We start from the raw sequence: 15,931 nt of genomic DNA on the forward strand, positions 1-15,931 counted from the left end.
GCCATGCGCGGCTTTTTTTATGGGCCAACCATGCCAGAGATAACAGAATTAAAACTTGTCATTGACTTGACGAAGGCGACCGACACCGCGCAGGTACTGAAAGCAATCAGCGAGGCCAGCCTGGCTGCGGCCGAGGGCATGAAGGCGGCCAATACAGAGGCGGAATCGTCGGCGCTGTTGCTGCGCGCCCTGGCGGAGCAGGCACGTGACGCCACCGCCGCCTCGAAGGCCATGGGAGCACTAAATAGCGGCGAGGCGAAGTCGCTGGCCGATGCATTCAAGGTGGTCAATGGCTTGGGCAATGCCTATTCGAGGCTGGCGGCTTTCCGCGCCGCGGGTAGCGCCGCCACAGCCGGCGCAGGCGCCAAATATGGCACTTTTGCGTTTGATGAACAGCGCCAGGACAAGCTGGACACGGCAGGCAAAGAGGCTGCCGATGCCAAGGCAAAGGCAGCACCGGCGGCACCGGCGGCGCCCACGCGCAAATATAGCGAGGCGGAGTGGAAGGAAACAGGGGAATTTGCCGATAAGTTGGCGACAAAACTGGAGAAGGCCTTTGGCAATGTCGGCGGGATCATCGGGAAAATGACTGTTGCCATGGTCGGCTTCGGCAAGGCGCAAGAGGATATCGACTTCAACTTCGCCAAGCAAGTGAAGGAAGACCCGTCCGAGAAAGGACAGGAAAAGGCGCAGGAAAACAAGAAAAAGGCCACGGTCAAGCAGTATCACGACATGGCGACTGCCGCGAAGGGCTTTTTCAAAGAGAAGTCGGCCGGCTATGAACTCATGGAAAAGGTGGAAAAAGGATTCCGCGCCTATGAATTTGCCATGAATGCCAAGTCGCTGTTTGAAAAGCTGACCAGTATCACCCTGGTGACTACGGCGAAGACTGCGGCGACCACGGCGGAGGTCGCCGGTGCGGCGGCGTCGGTCGCGCCGGTAACTGCCGCGGAAACGGCCAAGTCCAGCGCGTATGGCGTGTCGGCGCTGGCATCGGCCTTGGCGGCACCGTTTCCCGCCAATATCGGCGCATTTGCCATGGTGGCAGGCATGTTGCTGGCAATCGGCGTCGCCGTTTCCGGCGGTGGTGGCGGTGCCGATACCACTGCCAAGGATCGCCAGGCTGCAACCGGCACAGGCACCGTGCTCGGTGATTCATCCGCGAAATCGGCGTCGATCGCCAACAGCCTGGAAATCATGGAGAAAAACTCCGGCCTGGGCCTCGCGTATTCGTCGTCGATGGTGGTCTCGCTCAAGCAAATTGTGTCAGGCATTGGAGGTCTGGGCAGCTTGCTGGTGCGCTCGGACATCCTGACTTCCGCATTGGGAACCAAAGGCAGTTCCAGCGGCGGCGTTATTGGCAACGTCGTCAGCAGCATTTTTGGCGGCAAGACCACGGTGCAGGATGTGGGCATCGTGACCAACTCGTCAAGCCTTGGCGCGCTGGAAAAATCCGGCTTCAATGTAAATTCCTATGTCGACATCAAGAAGTCCGGCGGCTGGTTTTCCAGCGATAAGAAGTCCACGAACCTCACGGCCATGGGAGCGGAAACGAACGACCAGTTTACAAAAATCGTACTGGGTCTGCGCACGAGTATCGTCGCGGCGGCCGATTCCCTGGGTTTGGGCGGCGACGCCTTCGCGGCACGCTTGAATTCCTTCGTCGTCAGCCTGGGCAAGATCAGCCTGAAGGATTTGAAGGGAGAAGAAGTACAGAAGGCGCTGGAAGCGGCTTTTTCGAAGCTGGGCGACGACATGGCCAAGTTCGGTGTGGGCGGCCTGGAAAAATACCAGGCCGTGGGCGAGGGCTATCTGGAAACATTGGCGCGTGTGGCCAACAACTACATGCAGGTGTCGGACGTGCTGGCCGTGTTGGGCAAGTCGTTCAACAGCTCCGGTCTTGCCGCGGTGGCCCTGAGCGAAAGCCTGATAAACGCGGCTGGCGATCTCGATACCCTGACCAGCGGCACCAGCTTCTTCGTGCAGAACTTCCTGAGCGAAGCCGAGCAGATGGATCCCATCACCAAATCGGTGCGCAGCGCGATGGCGGCGATGGGACAGTCCGGCGTGACGACGAGCGAGCAATTCAAGGCGCTGGTGCTGGCACAGGACCTGAACACGGTCGCCGGCCAGAACATGTATGTGCAGCTGCTTGCCATCGCCGAGCCGTTCAAAAAGGCGGCCGACTATGCGGCCGACCTCAGCGCCGCCACCGGCGAGCTCGCCGAAGTGAGCAAGACGGCCAGCGACATCGCCAGCGAGCGCAAGGATATGCAGCAGCAGTTGAACGAATTGACGAAGACGGAAGCGCAGTTGCTGGCTGCTCAACGCAGCAGCGTTGCCGAAGTCAATCGCGGGCTGTTCGATCAGATCCAGGCCGTCAAAGCGGTAACCAGTGCGAAGGATGCGCTGGCCAAGGCCTACGAGACGGAATCGGCGGCGGCCAAGTCGGCGCTGGAGAAATCGAAATCGTGGGTGACGACTTTGAACGGGCTCAATTCCAGCATGGCGCTGGGCGCCCAGTCGACGCTGACGCCGGAGCAGAAGTACGCCGAGGCGCGGGCGCAGTTCGAGAAGACACTGGCGGCCGCAAATGCGGGCGACGCGACGGCGCAATCGGGCTTGTCTGCCGCCGAACAGGCGTTTTTGACGGCATCGCAAGTGGTCAATGCGTCCGACGCCCGCTATGCGGCCGATTATGCCCGCGTGGTGGAAGCGAACAAGGAAGCGTTGAAATGGGCAGCGGCGCAGGTCGACGTGCAGCAGGCCAGCCTCGATGCACTCAATGCCCAGGTATCGGGCTTGATCACCATTAACGACAGCGTGCTGACGGTGGCGCAGGCCATCGCCGGTCTGCGGGCAGCAATGGGCGGTGCGGCGGACCTCGGGGTGCAGTTCAGCAATCCTCCCGTGGTCGCGGCACTGGCCGCGATGACTTCCCCCGTTACGGCGGCCGTCTTCGACCCCGTGCGCTACTCCTCGGCCACGAACGTGGGTTCCGAGGTTCTTGTCGCCGAAATCCGCGGCCTGCGCGAGGACAACCAGGCCATGCGCGTGGAGCTGGAAGGCTTGCGTGCCGACCAGCGGGCGCAAACGGGCGCCACTATCCAGGCCACCTTTGAATCGAACGCCAACGCTGCCAGGACGGTGGTCGATGGCGTGGATAAATCGTCCAGGGCATCTGCCTGGGCCACTGCAGTGAAAGGAGAATACGCATGACCGATGCGCAATTTCAGGAATGGCTGCAAAGCTCGTCGGCCATCCGCATGGTGCTGATCGAGGCGCAGGTGAATGTGGCCGGCAGCGAGGTGACGCGGTTTATCGCTTCGCGGCCCTACGTGACCGGCCCGCAGGAGGTGCCGGCGAATACCGCGTACCTGCCGCTGGCCAAGGGCGGCCTGGCCTTCACGGAACAGGTCAGCCTGTCTGGCGAGGCGGGGCTGTCGGGCGGCGATATCGAACTCGATAATGCCGACGGGGCTCTCGATGGCTGGCTGGACGACGTATGGATGAACCGGCCGATCAAGGCCTGGGCCGGCGATCCTTCCTGGCCGCGGGCCGACTTCCAGCTGGTCTTCGACGGCATCATCGCCGACGTGGCCAGTGCGGGGCGCGAGTCGGTCAACCTGGTGCTGCGCGACAAGCTGCAGCGCCTGAATACGCCGATCTCCGAAGCCAAGCTGGGTGGCAGCACGCCGAACAAGGACGCCATCCTGCCGGTGCCGTTCGGCGAATGCCACAACGTGGCGCCCTTGCTGACCGATCCCTCCACCCTGGAATATGGTTTTCTCGGCGCGGTCGAATCGACGTTCGAGGTGCGCACGAACGGCAAGCCGATCGCCGTGGCCTTGAATGACCAGGCGGGCCGCTTCAACCTGACGACTGACCCGTTTTCCACCACGATCACGGCCAGCGTGCAGGGCGACAAGGGCGGCGGCTATGCGCCGCGCATCGCGCCGCTGGTGCAGCGCATCGCCACGGCCTACGGCAAGGCGGCCGACCGTTTTACGCAGGCTGACCTGGACCTGGCCAACCTGGCTGCCTTCGATGCGGCCCACCCGCAACCGGTGGGACTGTATGTTGCGGACCGCACGAACCAGGCGCAGGCCATCCAGCAGTTGGCGGCCAGCGTGGGCGCCCAGGCGGTCATGTCGCGCACCGGCCAGCTGCGCCTGGTGCAGATCGCGCTGCCGGCCGCCGGCGTGCCGGTGGCGATCGGACCGGAACAGATGCGCGAACGCTCGCTGCGTCCCGCGCAGCGCCTGCCCGTGACGGCGGCCGTGAAGATCGGCTTCGACCGCAACTACACGCTGCAGGCGGGCCTGACGACCAGCATTCCGCCCGCGCATGCGGATTTGTACGCCACCGAATGGCTGACCGAAACCGTGGTCGACGCGGCGGTGCGCACGCGCTACCGCCTGTCCGACGACCCGGTGCAGATCGATACCTGCCTGAAGACGCGGGCCGATGCCCGCGCGGAAGCGCAGCGGCGTCTGGAATTGAACAAGGTGCCGCGCACCATTTACGAATTCGATGGAGAACCCGAGATGATGATGCTGGAATTGGGGCAGCCCGTAACCCTGCGCGCTGAGCGCTTTGGTTTGCACGATGGCGTGCCTGGCGTGGTGGTGATGCTGTCGCGCTTCTGGCTGACGGGCAGAGTGACGGTGGGGGTGCTGGCATGAGCGCGATTGTGGGGGAACGCGATACGCTGCTGCAGGCGACGGCGGAGCGCTTCAGTACCGTTGCCGACGGCAAGGCGATTCTGATGGCCGCCAGCACGCCCGTCTTTCGCGTCAATAGCGCGGGCGAGGGTGCGCCTGGTTCGATCGCCATCACGGCCAAGCCCGTGAACGTGGTGGGCGATATCGTGTTTTCGGTATCGTCCGGCACGACCTTGCGGGTAAACGGCAACGTGGCCACGGTCGATTTTGCCAGCATGACGACCGACACGGCGCTGGTGCAGGCGCGCATCCGTGAGTTTGGCGTCGATTACATCGCTAATTACATGGTCAGCAAGGTCTTCGACGGCGCCGCCGGCGAGACGGGCCTGGCTGGCCTGAACACGGGCCAGGCTTTCGCCTACAAGCGCGCCGCCGCCGCGCCAGCCGATACGCCCGGCGACGTGATTTTCACTTTTGCCATGGCGGCTATCACGACGCCGGCCGGCAACGATCTGGCCAACGGCTGGTCGAAGAATATCCCGGCCGGCACCGCGCCGTTGTACGTGCGCGTGGCCGCCGCCAGCTCGCGCAATGCCACGGACAACATCGCCGCCAATGAATGGGCGGGGGCGGTGCAGCTGGCCAAGGATGGTACCGACGGCTTGAATGTGGCGCCCGTGCGCATCTACCAGCGCGGCGCGACCAGTATTGCGCCCGCGTTGCCCTCGGCCGCCTGCACCTTCACGTTTGCCACGGGTGCGCTGACGGGCCTGAACAACGGCTGGTCGGCGCAGGTGCCGGCGGCGGGCGGCGCCTATCTGTTTACGTCCGGCGCCACGGCTGTTTCACGCACGGCGACCGACGATATCGCCCCAGGCGAATGGGCCGCCGCTGCGCGCCTGGCCGCCGACGGCACTACCGGCCAGCGCGGCACGGTGACGGTGACGGCACCCGGCTATGCCAGCTGGTCGGATGCGTCGGCTGTCTATGAGATCGGCAAGGCAGGCTATGGGGCGCCGGTCAACCGCGACGTGGTCACGCTGTACGACGCGACGCATGCGGTGACGAAGTATTTTGAGAACGGCGCCTGGCTGGTGCTGGGTACGGTGCTGAACGGAAATTTGCTGGTGGATGGGTCTGTGGCGGCGAAAGCACTGGTAGTAGACAAAGTGTCTGCAATCAATGCGAATTTGGGGAATATCACATCAGGCGATATTTACAGCGGAGTGCTGCATGGTGGCGATGGCTATCCGCATTCGGACTATACCTGGCCCGCAAATGGAGGCATCGGGTATCACCTCAGTTCGGCAGGACTTTTGATTGGAAACTATCACCTGGGGTCATACCTTCAAATTGATGCGGACGGCCAGATCTATGCGCCAGGATTGAGAATCGCGAACGGTGCTGCCACGTTCACTGGAACAGTCTTTGCGGCTGGCGGGAAATTTTCAGGTGAACTGATTTCGGTGAAGGGAACGTTTTCTGGTGACCTCTCGTCGGCGCGCGTATCAGTCGGTACATCAGCCAAAGCAACTGCATTTTTCGAGCCGGAGTATTCATCTGTCTCGCTACAGTCTTCCGCGTCAGGAGTGTTTATTCAGGATTCGCCAGCCAGTTCCGCCGTTGTATTCACGTCTGAGGAAGTTCTGTTCATGCACAACGCTCCATGGTGGCCTGCCGAGCGCCGGATCCGTTCTGGCGCCGTGTTCTTTTCGATCATTTGCACTGCGGTGGTCGACGACCAGTTGAGCATCTGGTACCGCATCAATGGCGGGACGTGGGAATGGCTGAGTGGAGTTCAGGAGCGGCAGGCTGGAGATGCTCCTGTAGCGACGGGCTACGGAAAAACGCTGTACGTCAACGCGGGGAACACTGTCCAGTTTGGCGTTTCCGCTACCAATGCATCGCTCACAGCTGCGGATATGCGGCGGCTTTATCTTAAACAATGTCAAGCGACAGTGATCGCAAGGAATTTTTAATGGAAACAATCATTGTCAACAGCGATGGCACTCTCATGAACGAGCGCACCGGCAAGGCGTTGCCGCCACAACCCAGCGAGCATCACGAATACGATGCGGCGGCAGACATGTGGATAGATGCAAGAACGCTGGATAGCGTCAAAGCTCGTACCTGGGCGCGCATCAAGCGGGCGCGTGCTCTTGCCGAGGCTGCGGACTTTGTGTGCTGCGGTGCCACGTATCAGGCAGACAAGGATCGCATCGTTGGAGCCGCACAGCTTGCCCTGCTGGCGCAAGCTGTCGGCCAGCCATACAGCATCGATTGGACCTTGTCGGATAACACCCACTTGACGCTCGATGCGGCTGGCATGATTGCCGTTGGCGCTGCGCTCGGTGAGCATGTTGCTAGTGCATTCGCCATTGGTCGCAAGCTGCGCGAGCAGATCGCTGTCGCTACTTCCTTCGAAGCGCTCGACGCCATCGTCTGGCCAGGACAGGAGGGCACATGAATAATTTACGCGTCATCTATGACAACGCCGCCGACCGCGCGATCTTGACTGCATCGAACCAGGCAGGCACCTTGGGACCGTCCAACCTGCAGCGCGAAGGAAAGTCTGCGGTGCTGCGTTCAATTGGCACGGTACAGAGCATCGTAGCAACGTGGCCGGCACCGGAAATTGTCGGTGGCGTGGCCCTGCCGTTTTGCAACCTGACCCCAGCGGCAAGCATCCGCGTGCGCGGCTACGTCGAGCCTGGCGACGCTGCGCCTGGATTCGATACCGGCGTTGTGCCGGCGTGCGAGTATGCGCGGCTGGGCATGTGGGATTGGGGGGCATTGCCGCTGGGCTTGAATGCCTACAGTTATGGCGGCGGTACCTACGCCCGTTGCTGGTTCCAGATGCGCAGCATTAGAAAACTGGTGATCGACCTGGCCGATCCCGACAATCCTGCCGGCTACATCGAGGCCGCGCGCCTGGTCGCAGGGGCTTACTGGAGTCCCGAGCAGAACGCTTCGTATGGTGCCGGCATTGCGCCGGTCGATACCAGCAGCCAGTACCGCAATGGCGCTGGCGAACAGAAGGTAGAGCGCGGCGTGATGTACCGCAAGCTGTCGCTCGCGCTCGATCACATGACGCCGTTGGACCGTGCCGAACTGTGGCGCATCGTGCGCGGCAACGGCCTGTCGCGCCCGCTTTTCATCAGCCTGTACCCGGATAGCGATGACGTTGAGCTGGAGCAAGCACACCAGGTGTATGGCCGTCTGGCCAACCTGGCCGCCATCACCACGCCATCTTTCCAGGCTTATGCCACCAACATTGAAATAGAGGAATTGTAATGGCTGATTTTTTTTACTATGGACAAAAGGATACGATCCAGCGCTTGAATGAACTGGCCGGGCGCGGTGCCGTGGTGGCGTCGTATGCGCCAAAGGTGGGGATGTCGCCGGTGGGTGGGCCGAATGGCTATATGAACCCGGCGTGGATCGATCCCAACATACCAATCCAAATGAACGCCAGGCTGTGCTCGGGGCCCACTGCCAAATATGGCTACAGTTACCTTGCGCAAGGGGCACCAACACCAAAGTGGCTGCTGATCGCCACATTACGAGAAGAGAACATCGGCGGTCATGATAATTTGCTCATCAAGGGAATTCTCAATGAAAATTGGGGAGCTATTTCCACCACGCCGGTGACCATTCTAATCGGGGTGCGAGGGGGATTTTACGTCGACTGGCATATGGAGGGCGCGCGTACAGTTCAGTCACGGTTCGTTGTCTATAAACGTGCTGATGGGAAATATGATGTCTATGCCTATTTTCAGGCGGGTTGTTATGCCACGCTCTCTTTTGATTTGGTAGGGATGGATGCCGCCACATACCAAACACCAGTTGAAAGCAACTCAGCTCCGGAAGGTACTATCGTATTTGATACGGCACAAGTTCCAGGTACCCCGGGCTATATTGCACCGCGCTGGCAGGCGATGACTGGCAATGAGGCGCTTTTCCGTGGCACGATATTTACGGATATAGTCGGCGTTGGCGCTCTTGCCCCCTACGACTATGGGACTTCCTTCATTGCGCGCGGGCAGCAAAAAGTAAACCAGACGGATGAGACCGAAGTATTGCGTCTAGGATTCGCTGGTATTGCAGGGGCCGCTTTCCCCGGTCTATTCGGATTCACAACCGGCGGAGGCTGGGGAAGCCTCTACAAGGAGGGGTATAAATTATCGCTCAAAGCCTGGGATAACAACTCAAATTCCTGGACCGGTAATTTGCTTGCCGCCTATGGTAATGGGCGAGTGTATATGCCTTTGCTGAAAGCTGGCAGCACGGATGTATCTACTTTGCGCCACAATATAAGCCGGGGCACGGCACAGGGTGACGAGATTTTATATGTGGGGCGCGATGGCGCCGCTAACCCAAGTTTCGCCGTATTGGCATCGGACGGCGGAGGCGCATGGGGCCAACCGTTATCTGTGATATATGCTGGCAAGAACAGTAATTCCAGCCGTTCTATATCAGCTGCAGGAACAGTTAATACCTCTGGTAACGATTATGCCGAATATATCTTTAAGAATCCACACTGCTGTGTAATTTTCCCTGGACAAATAGTTGGCATTACCGCCGAAAACAAAATCACCGACCAGTGGGCCGATGCTGTCATGTTTTCAATCAAATCGACGGCCCCGTCTTTCGTCGGTGGTGATTCTTGGGCCAGTGGCTTGGGTTCGCGTCCATCGCCCCAGGCAGGAGCCGCGCCAATCCAGCCCCTGCGTCGTAAGGACGTAGTCACGCAGCAGCCAGTTTCTGGTACCAATCCAGTGGAATACGAGGACGTGATAACCGAACCCGGCGACACCGATGACGAATGGGCAGAAAAGCAGGCCGCCTTCGCTATTGAACTGGCCGCGCACAACGCTGTGCTGCAGCAGGATGTCCAGGCCATGGCCACCTTCGACGCGGCGCTGGAAGCCGCGCGCCAGAAAGTCGACCGCATCGCCATCGCCGGCCGCGTGCCGGTCAACGTGCTGGGCGCCCAGCCGGGCGACTACGTCGTGCCGGTGCAAGATGGTGCCGGCATCAAGGGCATCGCCGTGCGCGAGGACGATCTGAGCATGAAGCAGTACCTGCACGCCGTCGGCCGCGTGATCTCGCTTGAGCCGGACGGCAGGGCCTACGTGATGGTCAAGGCGGTATAGCAAGGCAGCAATCTCACCCAAACCCGCTTCGGCGGGTTTTTTCATTTCGCCCACCTGAAAGGCAACCATGGCCTTCGAAACCACCGCCGCTGGCGGCGTATTGATCAAACTGTTGTAGCAAATGGGGCTGTCATGACGATCTCGCCGCTGATCCGGTCTGCCGGGATGGGCTGTCCAAACTCCGACCCGTCATACGATCCCGGCACCGGCACCAATCGCTGGCATGCCGAGTTCTATCGGGGCATGTGGCGCCGCACGTCCATTGCCGAGCTGATCGGCGTTACCACTGGATTTATTTTGCCAACCACTTACCTCATCCTGAAAGGGGCACTGCTGCCATGAGCAATCTTCGCATCATCCACGACAACGCCGCTGACCGCGCGGTGCTGACTGCATCGAGCCAAACCGGCGAACTGGGCCCGGCTAACCTGCAGCGCGACAGCAAGAATGCCGTTTTGCGCGCCAGCGGCACTGCACAGATCATCACCGCTACCTGGCCAACGCAGGAGTCCATCGCCTGCGTGGCGCTGATCTCCACCAACATGACCAGTAGCGCGCGCATGCGCGTGCGCGGCTATGCCCAGCCGGGCGATGCCGTGCCGGTGTTCGACACTGGCAGTATCTTCCCATGCCCGGCCGCCGTGCACGGCTCCTATCCCTGGGGCGTGCTGCCGCTTGGCTGGAACGGCTATCAGTGGGGCGGCGTGAACACCTGGGCGCGTGGTGGCGGCGCCGACGGCGTGACATGGTTCGCGCCTGTGCGCGTGCGCCAGATAGTGATCGACGTGTCTGCGCCGCAAAGCCCGGAAGGCTACCTGGAAATCTCGCGTCTGGTGGTGGGCAACTACTGGTCACCGCAATATAACGCCGAGTATGGCGCCCAGTTGCAGACCCAAGATAGCAGTGAAAATTACCGCACGGGTGCCGGCAACCTGAAAACCGCGCTGGGCACGACCAGCGACAAGCTGAGCATCAATCTGACGCACCTGACACCGATGGACCGCGCGCGCTTCATGCGCATCCTGCGCGAGAACGGCAAGGGCCAGGCAATGCTGTTCAGTTTGTTCCCGGAAAATCCGGACCCGCTGCTGGAGCAGGACTACATGCTGTATGGCAAAGCCAGCAATGGCGACGCGGTAGCTACGCCGTACTTTGACACTTATTCTGCACCACTACAAATCGAAGGAATTTAAATGGCTGATTATTTTTACGACGGCATGCCGAATGTCAATGAACGGCTGAACACACTATATTCGGCGTTCTCGGCCGGCCCCTACAACGCGGTACCCTTGACGGGTGGGGTTATGAGCGGCTCGCTAGGAAGTACGGAGCATATCTACAGTACCCGAGGCGTCTACGCGCGCAGTGTGGACGGTCTGGCGCATACCATCTTGTATGCCCCCGTAAACAATGCAGGAAACATGTTGGAGAGCATTAACCCGGCCATGTCTCTTGGCGTGACGGGCATAGCGGGCAAGGCGTTTGAAGGGGCATTCATTTTTGCTACCCGTGCTGGGCGTGGGGGCAGTTATGTCAAGGATGGCTTTTCCCTCTATTTAACGGCGCGCGATAGCTCGCCAGGCGGACAAATGTCGCCAGGCTTGCTGATCGTTCGTGGAAACGGCTATGTGACGATACCGAAGTACGTGCGGATCGGCACGCCGGAAGAATACGACGATACGTATTACAGCGTCATCCAGAATCCCAACCAAGTGGAGGGAACGCGCAATCTGGAAATCGTCAACTCGGCAATTTTCAACGTGGGCGCTACCGGTTACGGCAACGGTTCGGAATGCGTCATGCGCGTGACGCAGACCTCCTTGAATGGCCGCAGCATCAATGCCGCCGGCACGATCAATGCCAGCGGCGCCGATTATGCCGAATACATGTTCAAGGGTCCTGCCTGCGGCAGCGTCGCGGCAGGACAGGTGATCGGCATCGGCGCAGATGGCAAGCTTACCGATCGCTGGGCAGACGCCATCTCGTTTGCCGTGAAATCCACCGATCCCTGCATGGTGGGCGGCGACAAGTGGTCGCAGCAACTTGGCCCGCGTCCGGCATCCGTGACGCGCACCCTTGATCGCGTTGAGCCGCAACTGGTCAGCGAGGCGCAACCCGCTGTCGAAGCAGTCTACGACGGCCTGACGCTGGTCACGCCAGCGGTTCCGGCCAAGGCCGCCGTGTACCGCGAGGTGTTGCTGGCAGGCGATACCGATGAAGCGTGGGCGGCGCGGCAGGCTCCCGGGCTTGCCTTCGATGCAGCACTCGAAGCGCTGCGCCAGACGGTCGATCGCATCGCGTTCGCCGGCCAGGTGCCATGCAACATCCATGGGGCGGTTCCCGGCCAGTTCATCGTACCGGTACAGGATGGTGTAGGCATTGCGGGCATTGCCATCAATGAGGAGGACATGACACTCCAGCAATACATGCGCGCCATCGGCAAGGTCATCGCCATCGAAGACGATGGGCGCGCCCGTGTCATCGTGAAGGTGGCATAAATACTGTGCTTGCTACATGCAAACCCGCTTCGGCGGGTTTTTTTATTTCCACCACCTGAAAGGCAATCATGGCCCTCGAAACCACCGCCGCCGGCGGCGCATTGATCAAACTGTTTGGCGTGCCCGTGCTGGCCGGCGCCGCCGCTACGTCGCTGGGCTTCATGTTCATGTGGCCCCAATCCACCAAGGAGGCATTTATTCGTTTTTGTTCCAGCATCATCATTTCCACCTTCCTCGGACCCGTGCTCGTGGCGGCCGTGCTGTCGTGGTGGCCCAGCCTGTTCGACAGTGCGAAGACGGTGGCGGGCCTGTATGGCGGCGATCCTGCCACGGGATTTCTGTTCATCGCCGCGCCGCTGATGGTGGCGGCCGGTTTGCCCGCCTGGTGGGTGCTGGGCGCCTGCGTGCGCTGGTTCGACAAGCGGCGCGGCAAGGATATCGGCGAACTGGCGGCTGATGCGGCCGCTGCCGTCAAGGATGTGCGGGGCATGCTGTGACCGGCGCCCAATTGATGCAGATCATGCCGCTGGCTGGCCGTCGCGCTATGCTGTTTCTGGCGCCGCTGAATGCGGCGATGGCTGAGTTCAGCATCGATACGCCGCTGCGCCAGGCGTCTTTCCTGGCGCAGGTCGGTCACGAATCGGGACAGTTGCGCTATGTGCGCGAGCTGGCCAGTGGCGCGGCTTATGAGGGACGCGCCGACTTGGGCAATGTGATCGTTGGAGATGGCGTGCGCTTCAAGGGGCGCGGCTTGCTGCAGGTGACGGGGCGCGCCAATTATGCGGCGTGTGGCGTGGCGCTGGGCCAGGACCTGCTGGCGGCGCCGCCGTTGCTGGAGCAAACGGCTTTCGCGTGCCGCTCGGCGGGCTGGTTCTGGCAATCGCGCGGCTTGAACCGCCTGGCCGATGCGGGCGACCAGGAACGGGTGACGCGTCGCATCAACGGTGGCGTGAACGGCTTGGCCGAGCGCCTGGCCTTGTACCAGGCAGCGTGCAAGGTGCTGGCATGAAGCCGTCGTTGAGCATTGCGGCCATGCTGTTGCTGTTGGGCGCGGCCGTGTTTTGCGCCCAGCGCTGGGGCCGCGAAACGGGCCGTGCTGCGTGCGCGGCGCAAGTGAGCGAGGTGCAGGGCGTGTTGCGGCGCCAGAACCAGGCGCTGAACGCGATGCGGGAGGAGGGCGCGCGCCGGTCGGCACGGGTAAGGCAGGCGCAGGCCGCGGCGCAGGCCGGGCAGGCGGACGCGCAAGCGGCTGCTGCGCGCATCCTGGCCTTGCAGCCAGAAGGCGATGCCTGCCGTGCGGCCGAGGCGCTGATCGCCAGCGAAATGCCATGAGGCGGCCGCGTGAAAGTGCCGTAAGACATTCAGGCAGCCTCGCCAGTTTATTGCTGGTGAGTTTCTTGACCGGCTGTGCGGCCTGCGCGCCAGCATCGAAAGTGGAAGCGTGGCCCGTGAGTGCGCCATGCATCGCCACGCGCCCCGTCGCGCCCATCTTGCCGGCGGTGCCATCCCACGGTATCTACGAGCAAGTGCAAGCCTTGCTGGCGCGCGAGCAATTGCGTGCCGCCCATGTCCGCCAGCTGGAATCGCTGCTCGATGCCTGCTCCGAGGGCTAACGACGATTAACAACGCCTGGCAAAACCGTAGCGGGCGTAAGGAGGGATCGCGCCCCCGCTGGCCCAGGAAGCGCAACGGTACGCAGTACGGGGTCTCCGGGCCGGTGGGCATTGCAGGCCGCAAATGACGACGTGTTTCAGGGATGCATATCAGGTTTTGATAGGCGTTCCAAGCAGAGTCACAAGTCAGCAGTGGCCTGCCAGCGCTGCCGCCATGTGCCGCCTTCTGGTGCATGTGCGGGGCGGCGTGACAGAAAACGGTGCATCCTCCGTCAAATTGCCCAATCTTTGATGATTTTTTGCCACAATTTCTGTATACAATCCACCTGGCACGATGCGTGCATGGCATACCTTGCTCATCCCATCCAAGGAGCTTCGCATGTATCATCGGCCGCCAGTGTGTTCCTGTCGTCCCGTTTCTCTCTTGCTTTTCCCTTTCACCTGCGCCCATTCCGGTCGCGGTAACCCAGGAAATGGAGCGTAAATGGCCACTCCCCGCTTGAAATCCATCCACCGCAGCATTCCCGGCGCCGCGCCTGCCGTGCCGTCCCCCGTCGATGAAGTGTTACCGGCCGGCAAACTGTTCACCCTGGGCTTGCAGCACGTGCTCGTCATGTATGCGGGCGCCATCGCCGTGCCGCTGATCGTCGGCCGAGCGCTCAAGCTACCGCCCGAGCAGGTGGCGGCGCTGATCAGTGCCGACCTGTTCTGCTGTGGCCTCGTGACCCTGATCCAGTCCCTGGGAATCGGCAAGCATTTCGGCATCCGCCTGCCCGTCATGATGGGCGTCACCTTTGCCGCCGTCAGTCCTATGCTGGCCATGGCGAACAATCCGGCCCTGGGCATCACCGGCATCTTTGGCGCCGTGATCGGCGCCGGCGTCGTTTCCATGCTGATCGCGCCGTTCATCAGCCGCCTGCTGGCGCTGTTCCCGCCCGTGGTCACGGGCAGCATCATCGCCGTGATCGGCGTGTCGCTGATGCGCGTGGGCGTAAACTGGGCGATGGGCGGGCCGCCCGCCATGGCGCAAATCGCCGATCCCGCCTTCCTCAAGATGGCCGCTGCCGCGACGGCGGCTGGCTTGCCCGCGCCAACCGGCCCCGTGCCCCTGATCGCCAATCCCGGCTACGGCGCGCTGGACAACATGGGCATCGCCTTCTTCGTGCTGGCCGTTATCTTGCTGGTGGCCAAGTATGGCCGCGGTTTCCTGTCGAATATCGCCGTGTTGATCGGCATCATCGCCGGCACGGCCCTGTCGTTTGCGCTGGGCAAGGCCGACTTCGCCAAGGTGGCCAGCGCCAAGGCTTTTGCCATCGTCACGCCGTTCCAGTTCGGCATGCCGACTTTCGACGTGGTTGCCATCGTGACCATGAGCCTGGTGATGATCGTCGTCATGATCGAGTCGCTGGGCATGTTCCTGGCCTTGGGCGAGATGACGGGCAAGCGTATCGAACAGGCCGACATCAGCCGCGGCTTGCGCGTCGATGGCCTGGGCACCTTGATCGGCGGCATCTTCAATACCTTCCCGTACACTTCGTTCTCACAAAACGTGGGCCTGGTGGGCGTGACGGGCGTGCGCAGCCGCTGGGTCTGCGTGGCGGCCGGCCTCATCCTGCTGGTCATGGGCGTGATCCCGAAGATCGCGCAGACGGCTGAAGCCGTACCGGCGTTCGTGCTGGGCGGGGCAGGGCTGGTGATGTTCGGCATGGTCGCCGCCACGGGTATCCGCATCCTGGCCGGCGTCGACTACAAGAGCAACCGCAACAACCTGTTCATCGTGGCCCTGGCTATCGGTTTCGGCATGCTGCCGCTGGTTGCCGAGCAATATGCGCAGCACATGCCGAAGGCTTTGTCGCCGTTGCTGCATAGCGGCATCCTGCTGGCCGCCATCGTTGCCGTGCTGCTCAATCTGTTCTTCAACGGGCTGGCGTCAAGCGAAAAAGCGCGACAGCAGGCGCGCGAGAACAGTCATGGCAGCGAGTGAGGTGTCGGCCAGTGCC

The 15,931-nt window shown here is 61.7% G+C and carries 14 protein-coding genes; all 14 read left to right on the forward strand.

All coding sequences use genetic code 11. From position 1 onward, the window contains the following. The first annotated feature begins 30 nt into the window (after positions 1-30). The 14 genes from AC1RJW_RS04980 (at position 31) to AC1RJW_RS05045 (ending at position 15,915) form a co-directional block, all read left to right on the forward strand. A complete protein-coding gene (locus AC1RJW_RS04980; protein WP_493043922.1) occupies positions 31-3,219 on the forward strand; it encodes a hypothetical protein in 3,189 nt (1,062 codons plus the stop codon). Further along, positions 3,216-4,685 (forward strand): hypothetical protein, encoded by a 1,470-nt coding sequence (locus tag AC1RJW_RS04985; RefSeq protein WP_493043924.1) that lies wholly within the window; start codon positions 3,216-3,218, stop codon positions 4,683-4,685. Before AC1RJW_RS04980 ends, AC1RJW_RS04985 begins: the two co-directional genes overlap by 4 nt. After that, entirely contained in the window at positions 4,682-6,643 is a 1,962-nt protein-coding gene (locus tag AC1RJW_RS04990) for a hypothetical protein (protein WP_493043926.1), read from the forward strand. Before AC1RJW_RS04985 ends, AC1RJW_RS04990 begins: the two co-directional genes overlap by 4 nt. Further along, positions 6,643-7,131, forward strand: coding sequence for a DUF4376 domain-containing protein (locus AC1RJW_RS04995; RefSeq protein WP_493043928.1), 489 nt, complete (start codon positions 6,643-6,645; stop codon positions 7,129-7,131). Before AC1RJW_RS04990 ends, AC1RJW_RS04995 begins: the two co-directional genes overlap by 1 nt. Further along, positions 7,128-7,958: a hypothetical protein gene (locus AC1RJW_RS05000; RefSeq protein ID WP_493043930.1), complete on the forward strand. Its 831-nt coding sequence runs from the start codon at positions 7,128-7,130 to the stop codon at positions 7,956-7,958. Before AC1RJW_RS04995 ends, AC1RJW_RS05000 begins: the two co-directional genes overlap by 4 nt. Then, on the forward strand, positions 7,958-9,820 hold the full coding sequence (locus tag AC1RJW_RS05005; RefSeq protein ID WP_493043932.1) for a hypothetical protein: 1,863 nt from the start codon (positions 7,958-7,960) through the stop codon (positions 9,818-9,820). The genes AC1RJW_RS05000 and AC1RJW_RS05005 overlap by 1 nt, the downstream gene beginning before the upstream one ends. A 132-nt stretch (positions 9,821-9,952) precedes the next feature. Continuing rightward, positions 9,953-10,162, forward strand: coding sequence for a hypothetical protein (locus AC1RJW_RS05010; RefSeq protein WP_493043934.1), 210 nt, complete (start codon positions 9,953-9,955; stop codon positions 10,160-10,162). After that, positions 10,159-11,013 carry a hypothetical protein gene (locus tag AC1RJW_RS05015; protein ID WP_493043936.1) on the forward strand — a complete coding sequence of 285 codons (855 nt, stop codon included), beginning with the start codon at positions 10,159-10,161 and terminating at the stop codon, positions 11,011-11,013. Before AC1RJW_RS05010 ends, AC1RJW_RS05015 begins: the two co-directional genes overlap by 4 nt. Beyond that, positions 11,014-12,318 carry a hypothetical protein gene (locus AC1RJW_RS05020; RefSeq protein WP_493043938.1) on the forward strand — a complete coding sequence of 435 codons (1,305 nt, stop codon included), beginning with the start codon at positions 11,014-11,016 and terminating at the stop codon, positions 12,316-12,318. A 68-nt stretch (positions 12,319-12,386) separates the two neighbouring features. Then, complete coding sequence (locus AC1RJW_RS05025; RefSeq protein ID WP_034785835.1) at positions 12,387-12,815, forward strand: hypothetical protein; 429 nt, start codon at positions 12,387-12,389, stop codon at positions 12,813-12,815. Next, positions 12,812-13,327, forward strand: coding sequence for a glycoside hydrolase family 19 protein (locus tag AC1RJW_RS05030; protein ID WP_493043940.1), 516 nt, complete (start codon positions 12,812-12,814; stop codon positions 13,325-13,327). The genes AC1RJW_RS05025 and AC1RJW_RS05030 overlap by 4 nt, the downstream gene beginning before the upstream one ends. After that, a complete protein-coding gene (locus tag AC1RJW_RS05035) occupies positions 13,324-13,650 on the forward strand; it encodes a hypothetical protein (RefSeq protein ID WP_493043942.1) in 327 nt (108 codons plus the stop codon). Before AC1RJW_RS05030 ends, AC1RJW_RS05035 begins: the two co-directional genes overlap by 4 nt. 65 nt (positions 13,651-13,715) lie before the next feature. Beyond that, entirely contained in the window at positions 13,716-13,931 is a 216-nt protein-coding gene (locus AC1RJW_RS05040) for a hypothetical protein (protein ID WP_493043944.1), read from the forward strand. A gap of 484 nt (positions 13,932-14,415) precedes the next feature. Further along, complete coding sequence (locus AC1RJW_RS05045; RefSeq protein ID WP_493043946.1) at positions 14,416-15,915, forward strand: nucleobase:cation symporter-2 family protein; 1,500 nt, start codon at positions 14,416-14,418, stop codon at positions 15,913-15,915. Positions 15,916-15,931 lie beyond the last annotated feature (16 nt).

The organism is Janthinobacterium sp. GW822-FHT07A03, assembly GCF_058798815.1.

Coding starts and splice junctions, on each gene's coding strand:
- AC1RJW_RS05025 (WP_034785835.1), top strand. CDS start 12,387: ATGGCCCTCGAAACCACCGCCGCCGGCGGCGCATTGATCAAACTGTTT.
- AC1RJW_RS05005 (WP_493043932.1), top strand. CDS start 7,958: ATGGCTGATTTTTTTTACTATGGACAAAAGGATACGATCCAGCGCTTG.
- AC1RJW_RS05000 (WP_493043930.1), top strand. CDS start 7,128: ATGAATAATTTACGCGTCATCTATGACAACGCCGCCGACCGCGCGATC.
- AC1RJW_RS04980 (WP_493043922.1), top strand. CDS start 31: ATGCCAGAGATAACAGAATTAAAACTTGTCATTGACTTGACGAAGGCG.
- AC1RJW_RS04990 (WP_493043926.1), top strand. CDS start 4,682: ATGAGCGCGATTGTGGGGGAACGCGATACGCTGCTGCAGGCGACGGCG.
- AC1RJW_RS05035 (WP_493043942.1), top strand. CDS start 13,324: ATGAAGCCGTCGTTGAGCATTGCGGCCATGCTGTTGCTGTTGGGCGCG.
- AC1RJW_RS05020 (WP_493043938.1), top strand. CDS start 11,014: ATGGCTGATTATTTTTACGACGGCATGCCGAATGTCAATGAACGGCTG.
- AC1RJW_RS05045 (WP_493043946.1), top strand. CDS start 14,416: ATGGCCACTCCCCGCTTGAAATCCATCCACCGCAGCATTCCCGGCGCC.
- AC1RJW_RS04985 (WP_493043924.1), top strand. CDS start 3,216: ATGACCGATGCGCAATTTCAGGAATGGCTGCAAAGCTCGTCGGCCATC.
- AC1RJW_RS05010 (WP_493043934.1), top strand. CDS start 9,953: ATGACGATCTCGCCGCTGATCCGGTCTGCCGGGATGGGCTGTCCAAAC.
- AC1RJW_RS04995 (WP_493043928.1), top strand. CDS start 6,643: ATGGAAACAATCATTGTCAACAGCGATGGCACTCTCATGAACGAGCGC.
- AC1RJW_RS05015 (WP_493043936.1), top strand. CDS start 10,159: ATGAGCAATCTTCGCATCATCCACGACAACGCCGCTGACCGCGCGGTG.